Origin of the sequence: Salegentibacter salinarum (assembly GCF_900168115.1) — a bacterium.
Classification (GTDB): Bacteria; Bacteroidota; Bacteroidia; order Flavobacteriales; family Flavobacteriaceae; genus Salegentibacter; species Salegentibacter salinarum.
The window spans coordinates 1-15407 of sequence record NZ_FUZC01000004.1; the positions used below are offsets into that span (position 1 = coordinate 1).

Sequence of the window (15407 nt, forward strand, 5' to 3'; positions counted from 1 at the left end):
GTTCTTTTCCTTTGCGGTGAATATCTGCAGGATTGACTACTAAAGATTTCCAGCCGTAGCTTTCAAAAGAACGATGGGCATAGTAGCCACAACATCCAGCTTCATAAGCCGTGGAAACTTCGTACCCGTGAAAATGTTTGTTCACATACTGAAACAATTGTTCAGGAAAAGGTGGCATGGAAAAGGATTTACCTGCAAAAAGATCGGTGCTGCAATGTATTTTCCAGCTTCTCTTGTGAATATCAATACCAACGTATAACTTTGGAATTGAAGCAGTAGATTGAGTGTCCATATCTTATCGTTTTTTTTATTTAAGATACTTGATTTACTGCTTTTTCATCGATGCTAAAAGAAACCACCCAGTTAACTTTAAATGAGTGGATGCAAAGACCTGCTTTAGAAAAGATAAGAGAAGCTCTGGCAAGGCTTTGGGCTCCGTTGCTCTAATTAGTCAGGTGTAATGGCGCTCCATTGTACCTGTGCCTGCTTTTCTGAATTTCCAATAAGATTATTTGTAATCGCCGAATTAATCGCTTCGTAATTCAGTTCAAAAGATTCCTCTTTAGATAAATTATAAGGATGAAAAATACTTCTTTTAATATCCATAATTTCCCTATCACCCGCAATTAAATAGCAAGTAGGTAAACCTAAAGAATGTTTCAGGTTTTCTACAACATAAGCATGGTTGTTCCTGGTTTCATCTACATATAACACATTTATATGCGAATTGAATTGCTTAGACAGTTCTTTTACGGTTTCCTTTTTGTCCCAAAATACAATCACAAAATCAATTTTATCTCTGTATTTATCGGCTAATTCATTAAGCGCCGGTATTTCGCCTTTTCCAGGAATACACCAGGAAGCATAAGTTAATAAATAAACAGGTTTTTTATAATCGTATAAGGCAACTTTTTTTCCTTTAAGATTTAGAAATTTAAAATTGTCTATATAAGTTCCCTGAATTTTATTTCTAACAAAGTTTTCAAATAACCGGTCGGCTTCTTCAAATCGCCTGTGTCTATACGCCGCTTTAGCTTCTTTGTTATATTCAGGTAAGTGCATAACAAGTGCATCAGAGAAATAAAGCTTGTCGCTTTTCTCTGTTTGGGCCTGAATATTTAGGCCAAGAATTATAAAAAAGAGGAGTAAAAGTCTCTTCATGCACTTTGTTGTGTTCATTTGAAAACAAAGATACTTCGGAAGAAACTAGCACTGAAATATTATCGCTGAAGGGTCAATATTTCGGCTAAAAGTTGCGGAAAAATTAAAGAAAGATGAAATTAACTCAATTTATGAAAAAATTAAATTTTCTTCATTTGTTGCTTCATCATCTTAATCTGGTCTTTAAGCATTCCGTGCTTATCCAGTTTTTTAGCTTCAGCAAGTAAGTTGGTAGCTTCCCTTTTTCGACGTTTGGTCATTGCGATTCCTGCCAGGTTTAATTTAGCCATTGCCAAATCCTGATCCATTGCAAGGCCCAATTTAATAGCGCGTTTAAAGAATTTTTCGGCCTGGGTAATATTGGTTTGGGAAACCATTAGCCCATGTAAATACCAGTAATAACCCTGTTGTTTTTGTGTAAGGGCAGTTTCCGGATTTTTAATTTTATCTAACCACTTTTTTGCGCCGGGAAAATCTTGCTTTCTAAGTCTTAGAAAAGCAAGCAATATCATTTCATTTTTAAAATACAGGAATATAAAAATTAAGGAAAGGAGGATGTACATAATACCATTTCCAATGTTTCCTTCTATAAACTGCCAAATGGCAAGACCTATTACAGCTCCCGCTAAAACTAATTTGATATTCTTGTTAAACATAAATGCTTTTATTTTGGAAGCGGCAAAGGTAAGAAAAACAATTAAAAATAATTTAAATTACCTCTTGTAATAGTTAAAAAGCTTTGTATATTTGCACGCAGTTTTACAGAGAGCTAAAAAAACGATTATTCAGAAGATTTAAAGATATTTAAAATGAAAAGAACGTTTCAACCATCTAAGAGAAAAAGAAAGAACAAGCACGGTTTTCGAGAAAGAATGGCTAGTGCAAACGGAAGAAAAGTCCTCGCCAGAAGAAGGGCTAAAGGAAGAAAGAAAATATCTGTCTCTTCTGAAAACAGACATAAGCACTAATGAGAATTAGGATTTAAAATATTTAAAGGTGTTACTTTTTTAGTAACGCCTTTTTTTATATCCAATCGCTTCCTTACTTTTATGTTTCATATGCTACAATCCTGATAAAAATGCCCAAAAACAACAACCTCAAAAGTATCCTTATTATTGGCTCAGGACCTATTATTATAGGCCAGGCCTGCGAATTTGATTATGCCGGAACACAGTCTTTACGTTCATTGCGTGAAGATGGGATAGAAACTATCCTGCTAAATTCCAACCCGGCTACTATCATGACTGATCCGTCTATGGCAGATCACGTCTATCTGAAACCTTTAACTACAAAATCTATTGTAGAAATTCTTAAAAAGCATCCTAATATAGATGCCGTTTTACCAACAATGGGAGGGCAAACAGCTCTAAATCTTTGTATTGAAGCCGATGAGAAAGGAATTTGGGAAGATTTCGGAATAAAATTAATTGGAGTTGATATTGACGCTATTAATATTACCGAAGATCGTGAGAAGTTTAAACAACTTATGGGAAGAATTGGAATTCCCGTAGCTCCAGCCAAAACCGTAACTTCTTACCTTCAGGGAAAAGAAGTTGCCCAGGAATTTGGTTTTCCTTTAGTAATTCGTGCCTCTTTTACCTTAGGCGGAAGTGGCGCTTCTTTTGTACACGGCCCAGACGAGTTTGATGAGAAACTTACTCACGGGCTGGAAGCTTCACCAATTCACGAGGTGCTAATTGATAAAGCGCTTTTAGGTTGGAAAGAATATGAGCTTGAGCTTTTAAGAGATAAGAACGATAATGTGGTAATTATCTGTTCTATTGAGAATATGGACCCTATGGGAATTCATACCGGGGATTCTATCACGGTAGCACCGGCTATGACCTTAAGCGATACCGCTTACCAGCGTATGCGTGATATGGCGATAAAAATGATGCGCAGCATTGGTGATTTCGCCGGGGGATGTAACGTGCAGTTTGCAGTAAGTCCAGATGAAAAAGAAGACATTATTGCTATTGAAATAAATCCAAGGGTTTCCAGGTCTTCTGCTTTGGCTTCAAAGGCTACCGGATATCCAATTGCAAAAATTGCAACAAAACTGGCTATTGGTTACAATTTAGATGAATTAGAAAACCAAATCACTAAATCTACATCAGCTTTATTCGAGCCTACATTAGATTACGTGATCGTAAAAATCCCACGTTGGAACTTTGATAAATTCGAGGGCGCAGATCGCACTTTAGGACTTCAAATGAAATCTGTGGGAGAAGTGATGGGAATTGGACGTTCGTTCCAGGAAGCGCTTCATAAAGCTACCCAGTCCCTTGAAATTAAGAGAAACGGACTTGGTGCTGATGGAAAAAGTTACACCAAGTACGACGAAATTATAGAAAAACTTACCTACGCCAGCTGGGATCGCGTTTTTGTAATCTATGATGCGATACAGGCGGGAATTCCGTTAAGCCGCATTCACGAGATCACCAAAATAGATATGTGGTTCTTAAGACAATACGAGGAGCTTTACGCATTAGATGTAGAGATTTCTAAGTACGATAAAGATTCCCTGCCTAAAGATCTTTTGCTGGAAGCGAAACAAAAGGGATTTGCCGATAGGCAAATAGCACATATGCTGGATTGTTTGGAAAGTGAAGTTTATAATAAACGAGTAGATTTAGGAATAAACCGGGTTTACAAACTCGTAGATACCTGTGCTGCTGAATTTAAAGCGGAAACTCCTTATTATTATTCCACTTTTGAAGCCGATATTGAAACTCCGGATGGAAAACGGTATGTAGATAACGAAAGCAAAGTAAGCGATAGAAAGAAGATTGTAGTTCTTGGTTCGGGACCTAACCGAATAGGACAGGGAATTGAGTTTGACTACAGCTGTGTTCACGGCGTACTTGCCGCATCAGAATGTGGTTATGAAACTATAATGATTAACTGTAACCCTGAAACGGTTTCAACCGATTTTGATATAGCCGACAAGCTTTATTTTGAGCCGGTTTTCTGGGAACATATTTATGACATTATTCGCCACGAAAAACCCGAAGGAGTGATCGTTCAGCTTGGTGGACAAACCGCGCTGAAATTAGCTGAAAAACTGGATCGCTACGGAATAAAAATTATGGGAACCAGCTTTGAAGCCTTAGATCTTGCTGAAGATCGCGGTAGTTTCTCTAAATTACTTCAGGCCAACGATATTCCTTATCCTGAATTTGGAACCGCTGAAACTGCAGAAGAAGCTTTAGCACTTGCCGACGAGCTTGATTTCCCAATCCTGGTAAGACCGTCTTATGTATTGGGAGGCCAGGGAATGAAGATCGTGATCAATAAAGATGAGCTTGAAGAAACCGTAGTAGACCTGCTTAGAAAAATTCCGAATAATAAATTATTACTGGATCATTATTTAGATGGTGCCATAGAAGCTGAAGCCGATGCAATTTGCGATGGGGAAGATGTTCATATTATCGGAATTATGGAGCATATAGAGCCTTGCGGAATCCATTCGGGGGATTCTAATGCCTTGCTACCTCCTTTTAACCTTGGAAACCTTGTGATGCAGCAAATTAAGGATCATACCCGTAAGATCGCTTTAGCGCTTAATACGGTTGGTTTAATCAATATCCAGTTCGCTATTAAGGATGATATGGTTTATATCATTGAAGCCAATCCTAGAGCATCTAGAACGGTACCATTTATCGCAAAGGCATATAAAGAGCCTTATGTGAATTATGCGACCAAAGTAATGCTGGGACATAAAAAAGTGAAAGATTTTAAATTTAATCCACAGTTGGAAGGTTACGCGATAAAGCAACCTGTGTTTTCTTTCAATAAATTTCATAAAGTGAACAAGCAACTTGGTCCTGAAATGAAAAGTACAGGAGAAAGCATTCTCTTTATAGATAGTTTAAAAGATGATGCCTTTTACGATCTTTACAGCAGAAGGAAAATGTATTTGAGTAAATAGGAATTGAATATAAAAGAGTGAGGCTCTTGGAAAGCACTCGTTTCGTCAAGCTGTTCCAGCTTCTAACTTGTTTATATCTTAGATTCTGAAATAAATTCAGAATGACGATTTATCTACTTTTTTAGAAAGCCTAATAAACTAAAAAACCTGCAAGGTTTTCGAAATCTTGTAGGTTTTTTCTATTTTAATATATACCTACGGGGTTAAAAGAAACCTCGCAGCAAATTGATAAACTTATGAAGGAACTGGTACTTATAATTGGAGGAATTTACGGCACCCTAGCGGTTATTTTCGGTGCTTTTGGGGCGCACGCTTTAAAGAAACGCTTTTCTGAGGATCAGTTAAAAAGTTTTGAAACCGGCCTAAAATACCAAATGTACCACGCGATTATGCTAATAATTTCCGGCATTGTTTTTCCGTTTATTGGAACTTCGCAGCAACTTATTGCCTGGTTTTTTATTATTGGGATTTTCTTATTTTCTTTTAGTATCTATGGCCTGACCTTAAGTGCTTCAGCAGGAAAGAAAATAAAGATTTTAGGACCAATCACGCCACTTGGCGGACTTTTACTTATTCTTGGCTGGATATTTTTCACTAAAAATATTGCTGAAATAGCAATTTACTTATAAAGCTTTTTCTGAAGCTTCAACACTAAGCACACGTTTTCTATACTTTTCGGCATAAAAAGCGATTAGTATTAATTGCAACGAATGATAGATCATTATAGGCAGTAATAAAAGCCCGGTATTTGCTGAATTTCCAAAAATCACCTTTACCATTACCGAACCGTGAACCAAGGATTTTTTAGTACCGCAAAATTGGGTAGTAATCTTGTCTTTTAAATCAAAGCCTAATAGATTACAGATTAAATTAAGTCCAAAATAAACCACGAAAAATATTAAAACAACTATCGCGGTAAGTTTAAGTAAATCTACTGTTTCTACACTGCTAAATATATTGGATGTAAATGAGTTACTAAAGCTGGAGTAAACAATTAGTATAATGGTGGTTTTGTCTAATAATCCTAATTTTTTACTATGTTTTCTGGCAAAATCACCCAGGAATTTCTGTAGAAATAATCCTAGAATTAACGGGATAATTATCTGCCAGCATAATTTTATAAGTACATCCAGGAATTCAAAATCTGCATTTCCGCTCAGAAAAAAACTTAACCAGATGGGTGTGGCAAATATCCCGATTAAACCCGAAAGGCTGGCGTTAAAAATGGCGGTTGGAAGGTTCCCTTTTGCCAGGGAAACCATCACGATAGAAGAAGAAACTGTAGAGGGCAATGTTCCGAGGAAAAATAAAGCAATCCACAAATCTGAACCTGTTCCTGTTTCAAAAAGCGGTAAACATAGCAATGCTAATAGGGGGAAAACAACAAAAGTGGTTAACTGAATCACAATATGAACCTTATAATTTAGAAAGCCCAATTTGAATTCTGCGGGGGATAGTTTTAATCCGTAGAAAAAGAAAATAAAGCCAATCCCGATGTCGGTAATGGTTTTTAGCGGGAAGAGCACAATTCCTTCAGGGAATAAATAGGCGATAATTATCGCTACAAAAATAGTCGCTATAAATCCGTTGAACTTCAAATTGTTTACTGCTCTATTTTAACCTTATATTTTTCCAAAAGATGCACATATTCTTTTGAAGAAAAATCGGTTTCGTGAAATTCCTGTTTACGATTCAGCTTCATTTTATTACGTTTTATGCTCTTCGCAAACCGCCGGATATCGTGTTCATTTGTAAGAATTAACCCGGGAACCTGTAGTGATTTTCCGTCTTCAGCCTTAGCTACCATCGTGAAATAAGAAGAATTACAATGTTTCTTTTCGCCGGTTCTAATATTTTCGGCCTCCACACGAATCCCAATTACCATAGAGCTGTTTCCAACATAATTCACAGAAGCTTTCATAGTAACCAGTTCGCCAATTTCAATTGGTTTTAGGAAATCTACCGTATCTACGCTGGCGGTTACACAATAGGCGCCAGAATGTTTGGAGGCGCAGGCAAAAGCTATGCGGTCCATTAGGGAGAGCACGTAGCCCCCGTGAATTTTTCCGTTAAAATTTGAATGAGAAGGCAGCATTAATTCTGAAATGTCTACCTGTGAGTCTTTTACGTGTTTAAATTGGGTCATAAAATTATCTATCTCTAAAATGAGGGGATTCTGATTTTTCTACTTCGGTTATAAAATATTTGGTGTCGCCCCAAAAGAAAAACGTAGCATAACGCTCCACATACCGAACTCTTACGTAATTTCCTTCGTTTTGTTGAAGCGCTTCAATTTCTTCCTGGTTACTGTCTAAGACAGAAAATTGAAAGATCTGGGCACCGCTAATTCCCTGGCTAATTTCTCCTTCCCAGGTTTTTGAAATCACACCTTTTTTACTGAATTTAATAAGTTCGCCACTTCGTGTACCCTCGCTATAAGGCACAAAGTAGATAAAAGCAAACCAGGCAATGAAGAGTAATAAAATACCTCCTAAAATACCAAAAAGTGTTTTTCTCATAATTCTAGTTATAAATTTTCTGCACGAATTCTTCTACTTTAGAAGGCTCCAGCCAGCGGGTAACAATTACCAGGTTTTCTTTACGATCTACAATAATAAAATTTCCGCCGAAACCAGCCGCATAAAAAATGTCTTTATCTATGTTTTTCCATTGTCTGGGCCCATCGACATTTAACCACCACATATATCCGTAGTTAGAATTTGTTACTGAAGGCTGCACCGCTTCTTCTATAAGATCCTCTGAAATTAATTGTTTTCCATTCCAGTTTCCATTATTCAAGAACAACAAACCAAAGCGCGCCATATCTTCGGTATTGATAAAAATTCCACCGCCGGAATGCCCGCCACCGCTAACCGATTGCATTTTCAAGCCATCTATGGTAGTCCAGGAATTCTCATAGCCAAACCAGCGCCAACTGGAAGAAGCATTGATAGGATCCATAATTTCTTCTTTTAAAACTGTGGGAAGTGGTTTTCTAAAAACATTTAATAATGAATAGGCGAGCACATTTACCCGAACATCGTTGTATTCAAAGTGTGTTCCGGGTTCGTTGAGTTGCCGATTTCTCCAATCGTCAATTCCGCCCTCCCGGGATGGCCTGTCGGCCCAATCGTAAGAACCCCAAAGTTCCCCGCTCCAATCAGAATTTTGCTCAAGCAAATGTTTCCACGTAATTTTTGAATTGTGGTCACCTTCAAAAGTATCGTCCCAAACATAATTAATTACCGGATCTTCAATATCTTTTATCAGACTTCTATCTCGCGCGAGCAGGGCAGTGGTAGAAAGAAAACTTTTAGTAACGCTAAAAGTCATATCCACACGTTTAGTATCGCCCCATTTTGCAACGAGATAGCCATCTTTTAAAATTATTCCTGCCGGACCACCACGGCGTTTTGTTGGTCCTAATATATCGTGATAGGGCTCGTTTTGAAAGCCTTTTAAAATTGCTTGGCGTAAATCTTTAGATTCTGAATATTCGTTGGTTTCAGCAAATTCTATTGCTTCAGAAAAATCTAAATTAAAAGCCGAGGGATCTTTTTCTTCCCAGGTTCCACTTGTCGGATAATAAATTTCCTGTGCAGAAAGATTCAGCAGAAATAAACTGAAAATGAAAAGGCTCAAAAATGATTTTGTATTGATATTCATTGATGGTTTTTTTATACTATTGGAAATATATCTACAAGGTTTTTAAAACCTCGCAAAAGAATTATTATACATTATTTTCTTCAAATTCTTCTTCGTCTATAGCTGAAAGCATTTTAGGATCTATTTGTTTGCTGGCTTTAGCGCCAAGTTTCTTAAGTTTTTCTACCCGGCGTATTAAATTACCTTTTCCGGTGAGTTTTTTCATCGCACCTTCATAAGAATTTTGGACCGTTCCTAACTGCCGCCCGATTTTAGTTAATTCTTCGGTTAAAGCGGTAAAAGAATCATATAAAGCACCGGCCTGGGTCGCAATGGCAATGGCATTTTGTTTTTGTTTTTCGTTTTGCCACATACTGTCTATGGTCTTAAGCACGGCCAGCAGGGTAGTAGGCGTAACGATGATAATATTCTTGTCAAAAGCTTCAGAATACAGACCTGGGTATTCGTTGGAAGCCACTGCAAAAGCTGCTTCAATCGGAATAAAAAGCAAGACGAAATCGGGGCTTTCCATCTGGTATAATTGATGGTAATTTTTGTTACCGAGCTCGTTTACTCGGTTTCTAATTGCTGCAAGATGATTTTTTAAATGCTGTTTTCTATCATTTTCTTCGGTTTCGTTGCTATAGCGTTCGTAAGCATTAAGTGAAACTTTAGAATCTACGATCATTTTTTTATCACCGGGCAGGTTAATTACCACATCGGGAAGAACGCGTTTGCCCTCGGCGTTAGTAAAACTTTGTTGAACGGTATATTCACTGCCTTTTTGAAGTCCGCTGCGTTCCAGTACACGCTCAAGGATCATTTCGCCCCAATTTCCCTGCGTTTTGGTATCGCCTTTAAGCGCTTTAGTGAGATTGGTGGCTTCCTTGCTCATTTGCTCGTTAAGCTCTTTTAAACCAATAATTTGCTGCCGTAGCATCGCGTGGCGGTCTATGCTTTCTTTATTTCCCTCTTCGATTCGTTTTTCAAAATGAAGGATTTTCTCCTGTAGCGGATTTAAGATATTCTGAATGTTTTCTTTATTCTGAAGGGTAAATTTCTCAGATTTTTGCTCTAAAATTTTATTGGCGAGGTTTTCAAATTCCTTTTCGAACTTCTTCTGAAGTTGCTCAACTTCGGTTTTTTGTTCTTTATTTCTTTGCTCTAAATTTTCAAATTCGGCATTCCTTCGGGTAAGTTCGGTGTTTAAAAAATCTTTTTCTCTTCTAATTTCTTCCCGTTCTTTTTCGAGTTTTTCGGTTTGCAGGTGGAGCGTATTTTTATAATCCGATAATTCAGATTTATAATTTTCTAAATTATTATTTATCTGTTTCTTAAGACCATCTATTTGAAGTGAAAATTGATTATTTTTTTCCTCAAGAATAGCTTCTTTATTTTTACTTTTTAATCCTGAAATAAGTTTTCCGAGGTAAAGTCCGAGTAGGAGTGCGATAAAAATTAAAGCAAAGAGTAAATAATCGTTCATTGAGAAACAGGAGTTTTCCCAAAGATACTTATTTGCCCGAATTGTTTAAGAATTTAAGCCTTAGATTAGCAGAGGTTTTAATTATTCTTGGGCCTCAAAATACTGATAACCGTCTATAATATCCAGGTAAACTCCGTCAAACCCGGCATTAATTATTTTACTAAGATAGGCATTATTGTTTTCGTAGATTAAATCTTTCCAATCCTGGTTCCAGTATTCTACTTTAAAATTTCCTTTCCAATCGGGGTTTTCTTCAACAAGCCAGTTTGGATATTCGGAACTCCATCTTTCTTCCCAATAGAAGCGATAATCTTCGGCTTCGCCAATAGACATATAAGCTATAACTAAACGTTCCCCACCATTTTTCTTCTTCTTTAATTTTTTGATATCTTGAGCAGTAAAAGGTTGGTTACGAAAGAAAAGATCCATAACAATCAGGTCGTAGTTAGTGAAAGCTAGTTCAGCCAGAAGATCCTGTCTTGAAGAATATTCAGCGTAATTTAAAAGGTAGAGGAAGTTTTTAGCTTCAGCAAGCTCGGTTATATCTTTATTATTTTCATTAAAAACAGGATAAGCAGGAATTTGATCCAGTTTACGACTGGGTGCCGCGAAAGAAATATAATTGTTTTCCTCATTAAGCCGGTAAGATTTTTTCATAAGCTTAAAGTTGGAAGAATAATCGGTTACCAATACTTGCTTGCCCTTGTCTTTTGCCAGATCAAGGTACTTTCTTAAATAGGTATTATCGGCTTTTGGGGTGATTTTATTTAACTTAGGATAACCATAAAAAAGGTCTTCCTGGGCTACCGCGTTTATGGCATTTAAATATTCTAAAGCAGGAATTTGCTGTGAACTGCAATCTCTGGCGAGCAGCTGAACCCCGTTTTGCGGAATTACTATGAAATTAGGGTCTTCAGCTTTCGCGGTTTCACTTATTTCAATAACAAACTCCCGCATTTCTTGGCGGTAATCAATATTTTTATTTGATTCCTGAGCCTCGTATTCGCCGCAGGAAAACAATAAGCAGCAAAGCATATAAGTGCTTATTCTAAAGAAGTTCATATTTATGGGGCAATTTTAAGCAAAGATAAGTTAAATTACATTCTATAAATTACGCTTTATGGCAGGATTGTTATTCTATTTAAACAATTATAATTTTGGATTTGTTCAAAATTTTATGACATCGAATTTTTTAAGTAATTGATTTTTAACATATTTTTGGCCCAAAACATTTTAAATGGCGAAACCATCTGTATTGCTTATTATGGAAGGCACCTATCCTTTTAATGGAGGCGGCGTTTCTACCTGGGCACATATTTTATGTAACAGGGTTAGCAATGTAGATTTTAAACTATATTCTATAAATGCTTCCTTTGAGAAGGAGTATAAGTACACTTTAAGCGATAATATTAGCGAAGTGATACAGGTGCCGCTTTGGACTCCAGATGAACCTTATGACTATATAAGTTACGGCGAGGAATATTATAAAACTGTGGCTAAAAAAGAGTGGACTAATGATGATATAGTTGCTCAAAAGTTTATTCCTATTTTTAAAAGCTTGCTGGAATTTATTTATAGCGATGACCGTGATATTGAAGACCTGGATATAATTTTTCACCAGCTCTGGTTTTATTTTGAAGACTACGATTATAAAGAAACCATTAGGAATGAACGGGTTTGGCTAACTTACAGAGATACCCTTGCCAAATTTATTATTGGTGAGCGCAACCCTGACGCATCTTTAATAGATATCACCATAGGCCTACGCTGGATTTACAGGTTTTTAATACCTCTTGCGATTGTCAATATTCCGAAAGTAGATGTATCTCATCTAACTCTGAGTGGTTTCCCGGTAATCCCGGCGCTTATTGCCAATTACAAATACGGTACCCCGATAATCCTAACCGAACACGGAGTTTTTATCAGGGAAAGGTTATTGGCTATTAATAATTCAGAATATCCATATTTTTTAAAGAGTTTACTTATTAGGTTTTCTGAAGCTATTACCCGTTTGGTTTATCATAAGGCAGAGGTTATTATTTCTGTAAATAAATTCAATCAAAAATGGGAAAAATGGTATGGTGCAGATCCGGATAAATTCAGAATAATTTATAACGGGATTGACCCAGAAGTTTTTAAACCAGGCCCAAAACCTGCGCATTTAAAAGATATTCCTACTGTAGTAGCATTGGCAAGAATTTTTGAGTTAAAAGATATCCTCACTATGATTAGATCTTGTGCGGTAGTTAAGAAAACTATACCGGAAGTGCAATATCTTGTATACGGGGATAATAATGCGGTACCTGAATATACCAAAGAATGTCTTGAGCTTATAGCCGAATTAGGGTTGAAAAACAATTTTAAACTCATGGGGCCAAGGAATAATCCTCAGGAAGTTTTTCTGGAAGGTGATATTTCTATTCTGACTTCTATTTCTGAAGGATTTCCTTATACCGTAATTGAGTCCATGGGTTGTGGAATTCCCGTGGTTTCTACCGATGTGGGCGGAGTTAAAGAAGCGCTTGACGATAGCTGCGGTTTTACCTGTAAACCAAAAGATGCTGAAGAAATTGGCAACAATGTTTTAAAATTGCTTCTGAATGAAGATTTGCGGAAGAGTATGGGTAGAAATGCAAGGGAAAGAGTCTTAAATAATTTCACCTTATCCAAATTTATTGGCGAATATGAAGCAATTTATGATGATATTGTACAAATACCCAAGGCCGAAAAAAAGCTTACCAAGATTGAAGATTTTTCCTGATAATGACTAAAGATCAAATTAAAGCTATTGCAAAACTTGTGGTTGCGGTTAAAGAACGTAACGGTAAGCCCGTGAATGTTTATGTAGTAGCCGCTACCATTGAATCTTTTGGAATTAGGGAAATAGATGCAAAAGAAGATTATGGGTTTGAAAGTATAATACATCTTTCAAATTATATTTATAAGGCTTACGATGCCATAACCCTGGCAAACCTTAAAAATAATAACCAGCGTGTTGCTGAAGCAAAAACTTATAAAAGGCTCGCTTTAACCGAATATATTACCACAAAAAATACCAAGCGCTTTATTGTAGATTATACTTCGGGGCTTTTACATTTATTTCCGGTTTTTCTACAGGTGGTAGCTATAATTTTATTTGGATTTTCATTGTGGACATACTCTCACTTTAATAACCTGCAATCTACCGCAGTAGTGCTGGGTGTAATTATTGGTTTTATTAGCAGCGCGGGATTTGTACAGGTGCTGGGAAAGCAGGTCTCCTATTATTGGTATAACAAAGATTACCATATGGCGAGGCATTCTACCATTCAAATTATAAAAAACGGAACTATTGCCATCTTAGGTTTCTTTATATTCTCTATACTTATAAATTTTGTTATTCCGCTTTATAGTTTTCTTTTTGTGGTTATAACATTTATCTACGCCTTGTTTATAGGTTTTTTGTTACTGGTTTTAGCGCCTTTATATGCGTTAAAACAAAGGTGGATGCTTTCATTTAGCGTTTTTGCCGGTACGGTTTTAGCACTTTTACTTCATTTTTATACAGATTTACATCCTTATTTTATCCATTGGACGGGGATTCTCGTTGCTTCATTAATATCAGTTGGTTATATCTATGCTTTCTTTCATTTTAAACTGAAAAATCAGACAACGGTAAAAAAGAAGCCTAAAGTAATGCTTTCTTTATATCGAAATTTCAACTACTTTTTATACGGTACTTTTATTTTTCTTTTTGTTTTCCTAGATAGGATGGTGGCCTGGTCTTCTACCTTGAACCGGGATATTCCCTATATAATTTATTACGAAAAAGATTATGAAATCGGAATGGATCTCGCTATCCTCATTTTCTTCTTGCTTGGTGGGGTAATGGAATATGCTATTCATTCTTACATACGACATATGGATTTTCATCAACTTCAAACAAAATATTCAGATTTTCAGGATTTCAATGACAAGATGAAAAGAATGTACTTTAAGCATCTACGTTTGTTTGCGGTTAGTGCCGCCGGAATTGCAGTGTTATTATATCTTATTGTTACCCAACCCTGGGGGTATTCCAGAGGTTTTGATGAGATTCTTAGTCCTTTGAGCATAAAAGTTTGTATTCTTGGTAGTATTGGTTACTTATTTCTTAGCCTGGGTATGTTAAATGTACTATATCTTTATACGCTGGGGCGACATAGAAAACCACTTGTGGCAATTATAAGTGCTTTCCTGGTGAATTTTATTATAGGCGTACTTTTAAGCAGATGGGTTTCTTATGAATACAGTGTTATGGGAATGTTAGTGGGGTCTTTGCTATTTGCTATACTTACAACAAGAGAAACATACAGTTTCTTTAAAAAACTGGACTATTACTACTATGCATCTTATTAAAATATTTATGGTTACAGCCGCAATCTGTTTAAATACTGCACAGTCAGTCGCACAGGAACTAACTCAGGAAAAGCAGATACTATTTACCTATGGCGATTTTTACCCCGCAGAAGTTTCGGGATACGAAATTTTAGTAATAGAGAGCGCTCATTTTGATAGTGAAGACATTGCAGTTTTAAAACAAAACAATACGACTGTTCTGGGTTATATAAGTCTGGGAGAAGTTAATGAAGCTGCTGCTCATTTTCCTGAAATAAAAGATTTCACCTTCGGAAAAAATGAAATTTGGAACAGCCATATTTTAGATATTGCAAATGATGAAACCCGGGAAACTCTAATGGGTATTTTTGATTACAATATAAAAAAAGGCCTGGATGGGATGTTTTTAGACAATATAGACAACTATACTGAATTTGGACCCACGCCAGGAAAGAAAGAGGCTTTAATAGACTTTCTACAGTTTTTAAATGTAGTTTATCCCAATATTCATTTAATGCAGAATGCAGGTGTTTCCATTATAAAAGATACCCACCCATTTATAAAGTCAGTAGCAAAAGAGAGTATTGCTTCAGATTATAATTTTCAGCAGAAAAAATATCAATTAAGAGATGAAGCGATCTTTCAGCAACTTTTAAAGGAGCTTAAAGAAGCGTATGATGAATATGAAGTCCCGGTTGTTTTAATTGAATATGCCGAAACAAGAAAATTAAAAAAAGATATTAAACATAGATTAGCACAAACCCCCTGGCCTTATTTTATTGGGAAAATAGATTTGCAGGGTATTCCCGAAAAAGGTTGAATTAAATA

Annotated in this window: 14 protein-coding genes and 1 pseudogene; 6 read left to right on the top strand and 9 right to left on the bottom strand. The window is 36.4% G+C overall.

Going from position 1 to position 15407, the window contains the following annotated elements; genetic code table 11:
- The 3 genes and pseudogenes from B5X53_RS05935 to B5X53_RS05945 all read right to left on the bottom strand — a co-directional run.
- A pseudogene (locus B5X53_RS05935) lies at window positions 1-292 on the bottom strand (IS110 family transposase); the annotation flags it as partial.
- 155 nt (window positions 293-447) lie between these two features.
- Window positions 448-1161 carry a TlpA family protein disulfide reductase gene (locus B5X53_RS05940; protein WP_079712329.1) on the bottom strand — a complete coding sequence of 238 codons (714 nt, stop codon included), beginning with the start codon at window positions 1159-1161 and terminating at the stop codon, window positions 448-450.
- Window positions 1162-1301: 140 nt separating this feature from the next.
- Complete coding sequence (locus B5X53_RS05945) at window positions 1302-1817, bottom strand: hypothetical protein (RefSeq protein ID WP_075327125.1); 516 nt, start codon at window positions 1815-1817, stop codon at window positions 1302-1304.
- Window positions 1818-1970: 153 nt separating this feature from the next.
- Here B5X53_RS05945 and rpmH point away from each other — a divergent pair, with 153 nt between their 5' ends.
- The 3 genes from rpmH (at window position 1971) to B5X53_RS05960 (ending at window position 5721) form a co-directional block, all read left to right on the top strand.
- Complete coding sequence (gene rpmH / locus B5X53_RS05950; RefSeq protein WP_075327124.1) at window positions 1971-2129, top strand: 50S ribosomal protein L34; 159 nt, start codon at window positions 1971-1973, stop codon at window positions 2127-2129.
- 110 nt (window positions 2130-2239) lie between these two features.
- On the top strand, window positions 2240-5092 hold the full coding sequence (gene carB / locus B5X53_RS05955; RefSeq protein WP_079712330.1) for a carbamoyl-phosphate synthase large subunit: 2853 nt from the start codon (window positions 2240-2242) through the stop codon (window positions 5090-5092).
- Window positions 5093-5328: 236 nt separating this feature from the next.
- On the top strand, window positions 5329-5721 hold the full coding sequence (locus B5X53_RS05960) for a DUF423 domain-containing protein (protein ID WP_079712331.1): 393 nt from the start codon (window positions 5329-5331) through the stop codon (window positions 5719-5721).
- Here B5X53_RS05960 and B5X53_RS05965 read toward each other — a convergent pair.
- The 6 genes from B5X53_RS05965 to B5X53_RS05990 form a co-directional block, all read right to left on the bottom strand.
- Window positions 5716-6690, bottom strand: coding sequence for a bile acid:sodium symporter family protein (locus B5X53_RS05965; RefSeq protein ID WP_079712332.1), 975 nt, complete (start codon window positions 6688-6690; stop codon window positions 5716-5718). The genes B5X53_RS05960 and B5X53_RS05965 overlap by 6 nt on opposite strands.
- Before the next feature lie 5 nt (window positions 6691-6695).
- Entirely contained in the window at window positions 6696-7238 is a 543-nt protein-coding gene (locus B5X53_RS05970) for an acyl-CoA thioesterase (protein WP_079712333.1), read from the bottom strand.
- 4 nt (window positions 7239-7242) lie between these two features.
- Window positions 7243-7611 carry a 6-phosphogluconate dehydrogenase gene (locus B5X53_RS05975; RefSeq protein ID WP_079712334.1) on the bottom strand — a complete coding sequence of 123 codons (369 nt, stop codon included), beginning with the start codon at window positions 7609-7611 and terminating at the stop codon, window positions 7243-7245.
- Between the two features lie 4 nt (window positions 7612-7615).
- On the bottom strand, window positions 7616-8758 hold the full coding sequence (locus B5X53_RS05980) for a serine hydrolase domain-containing protein (protein WP_079712335.1): 1143 nt from the start codon (window positions 8756-8758) through the stop codon (window positions 7616-7618).
- 64 nt (window positions 8759-8822) lie between these two features.
- On the bottom strand, window positions 8823-10223 hold the full coding sequence (gene rmuC / locus B5X53_RS05985; protein ID WP_079712336.1) for a DNA recombination protein RmuC: 1401 nt from the start codon (window positions 10221-10223) through the stop codon (window positions 8823-8825).
- Window positions 10224-10304: 81 nt separating this feature from the next.
- The gene (locus tag B5X53_RS05990; protein WP_157822122.1) at window positions 10305-11285 is read right to left on the bottom strand and encodes an endo alpha-1,4 polygalactosaminidase; all 981 of its coding nucleotides are present in this window, start codon (window positions 11283-11285) and stop codon (window positions 10305-10307) included.
- 175 nt (window positions 11286-11460) lie between these two features.
- Here B5X53_RS05990 and pelF point away from each other — a divergent pair, with 175 nt between their 5' ends.
- Genes pelF through B5X53_RS06005 form a run of 3 tightly spaced genes read left to right on the top strand, consistent with a single transcriptional unit; the run spans window position 11461 to window position 15399 of the window.
- Window positions 11461-12984 carry a GT4 family glycosyltransferase PelF gene (gene pelF / locus B5X53_RS05995; RefSeq protein ID WP_079712337.1) on the top strand — a complete coding sequence of 508 codons (1524 nt, stop codon included), beginning with the start codon at window positions 11461-11463 and terminating at the stop codon, window positions 12982-12984.
- Window positions 12985-12986: 2 nt separating this feature from the next.
- Window positions 12987-14600 (top strand): exopolysaccharide Pel transporter PelG, encoded by a 1614-nt coding sequence (pelG, locus tag B5X53_RS06000; protein WP_079712338.1) that lies wholly within the window; start codon window positions 12987-12989, stop codon window positions 14598-14600.
- Between the two features lie 7 nt (window positions 14601-14607).
- Window positions 14608-15399 carry an endo alpha-1,4 polygalactosaminidase gene (locus B5X53_RS06005; protein WP_157822123.1) on the top strand — a complete coding sequence of 264 codons (792 nt, stop codon included), beginning with the start codon at window positions 14608-14610 and terminating at the stop codon, window positions 15397-15399.
- Window positions 15400-15407 lie beyond the last annotated feature (8 nt).

Coding starts and splice junctions, on each gene's coding strand:
- rpmH (WP_075327124.1), top strand. CDS start 1,971: ATGAAAAGAACGTTTCAACCATCTAAGAGAAAAAGAAAGAACAAGCAC.
- B5X53_RS05990 (WP_157822122.1), bottom strand. CDS start 11,285: ATGAACTTCTTTAGAATAAGCACTTATATGCTTTGCTGCTTATTGTTT.
- rmuC (WP_079712336.1), bottom strand. CDS start 10,223: ATGAACGATTATTTACTCTTTGCTTTAATTTTTATCGCACTCCTACTC.
- B5X53_RS05945 (WP_075327125.1), bottom strand. CDS start 1,817: ATGTTTAACAAGAATATCAAATTAGTTTTAGCGGGAGCTGTAATAGGT.
- pelF (WP_079712337.1), top strand. CDS start 11,461: ATGGCGAAACCATCTGTATTGCTTATTATGGAAGGCACCTATCCTTTT.
- pelG (WP_079712338.1), top strand. CDS start 12,987: ATGACTAAAGATCAAATTAAAGCTATTGCAAAACTTGTGGTTGCGGTT.
- B5X53_RS05980 (WP_079712335.1), bottom strand. CDS start 8,758: ATGAATATCAATACAAAATCATTTTTGAGCCTTTTCATTTTCAGTTTA.
- B5X53_RS05940 (WP_079712329.1), bottom strand. CDS start 1,161: ATGAAGAGACTTTTACTCCTCTTTTTTATAATTCTTGGCCTAAATATT.
- carB (WP_079712330.1), top strand. CDS start 2,240: ATGCCCAAAAACAACAACCTCAAAAGTATCCTTATTATTGGCTCAGGA.
- B5X53_RS05975 (WP_079712334.1), bottom strand. CDS start 7,611: ATGAGAAAAACACTTTTTGGTATTTTAGGAGGTATTTTATTACTCTTC.
- B5X53_RS05970 (WP_079712333.1), bottom strand. CDS start 7,238: ATGACCCAATTTAAACACGTAAAAGACTCACAGGTAGACATTTCAGAA.
- B5X53_RS06005 (WP_157822123.1), top strand. CDS start 14,608: ATGGTTACAGCCGCAATCTGTTTAAATACTGCACAGTCAGTCGCACAG.
- B5X53_RS05960 (WP_079712331.1), top strand. CDS start 5,329: ATGAAGGAACTGGTACTTATAATTGGAGGAATTTACGGCACCCTAGCG.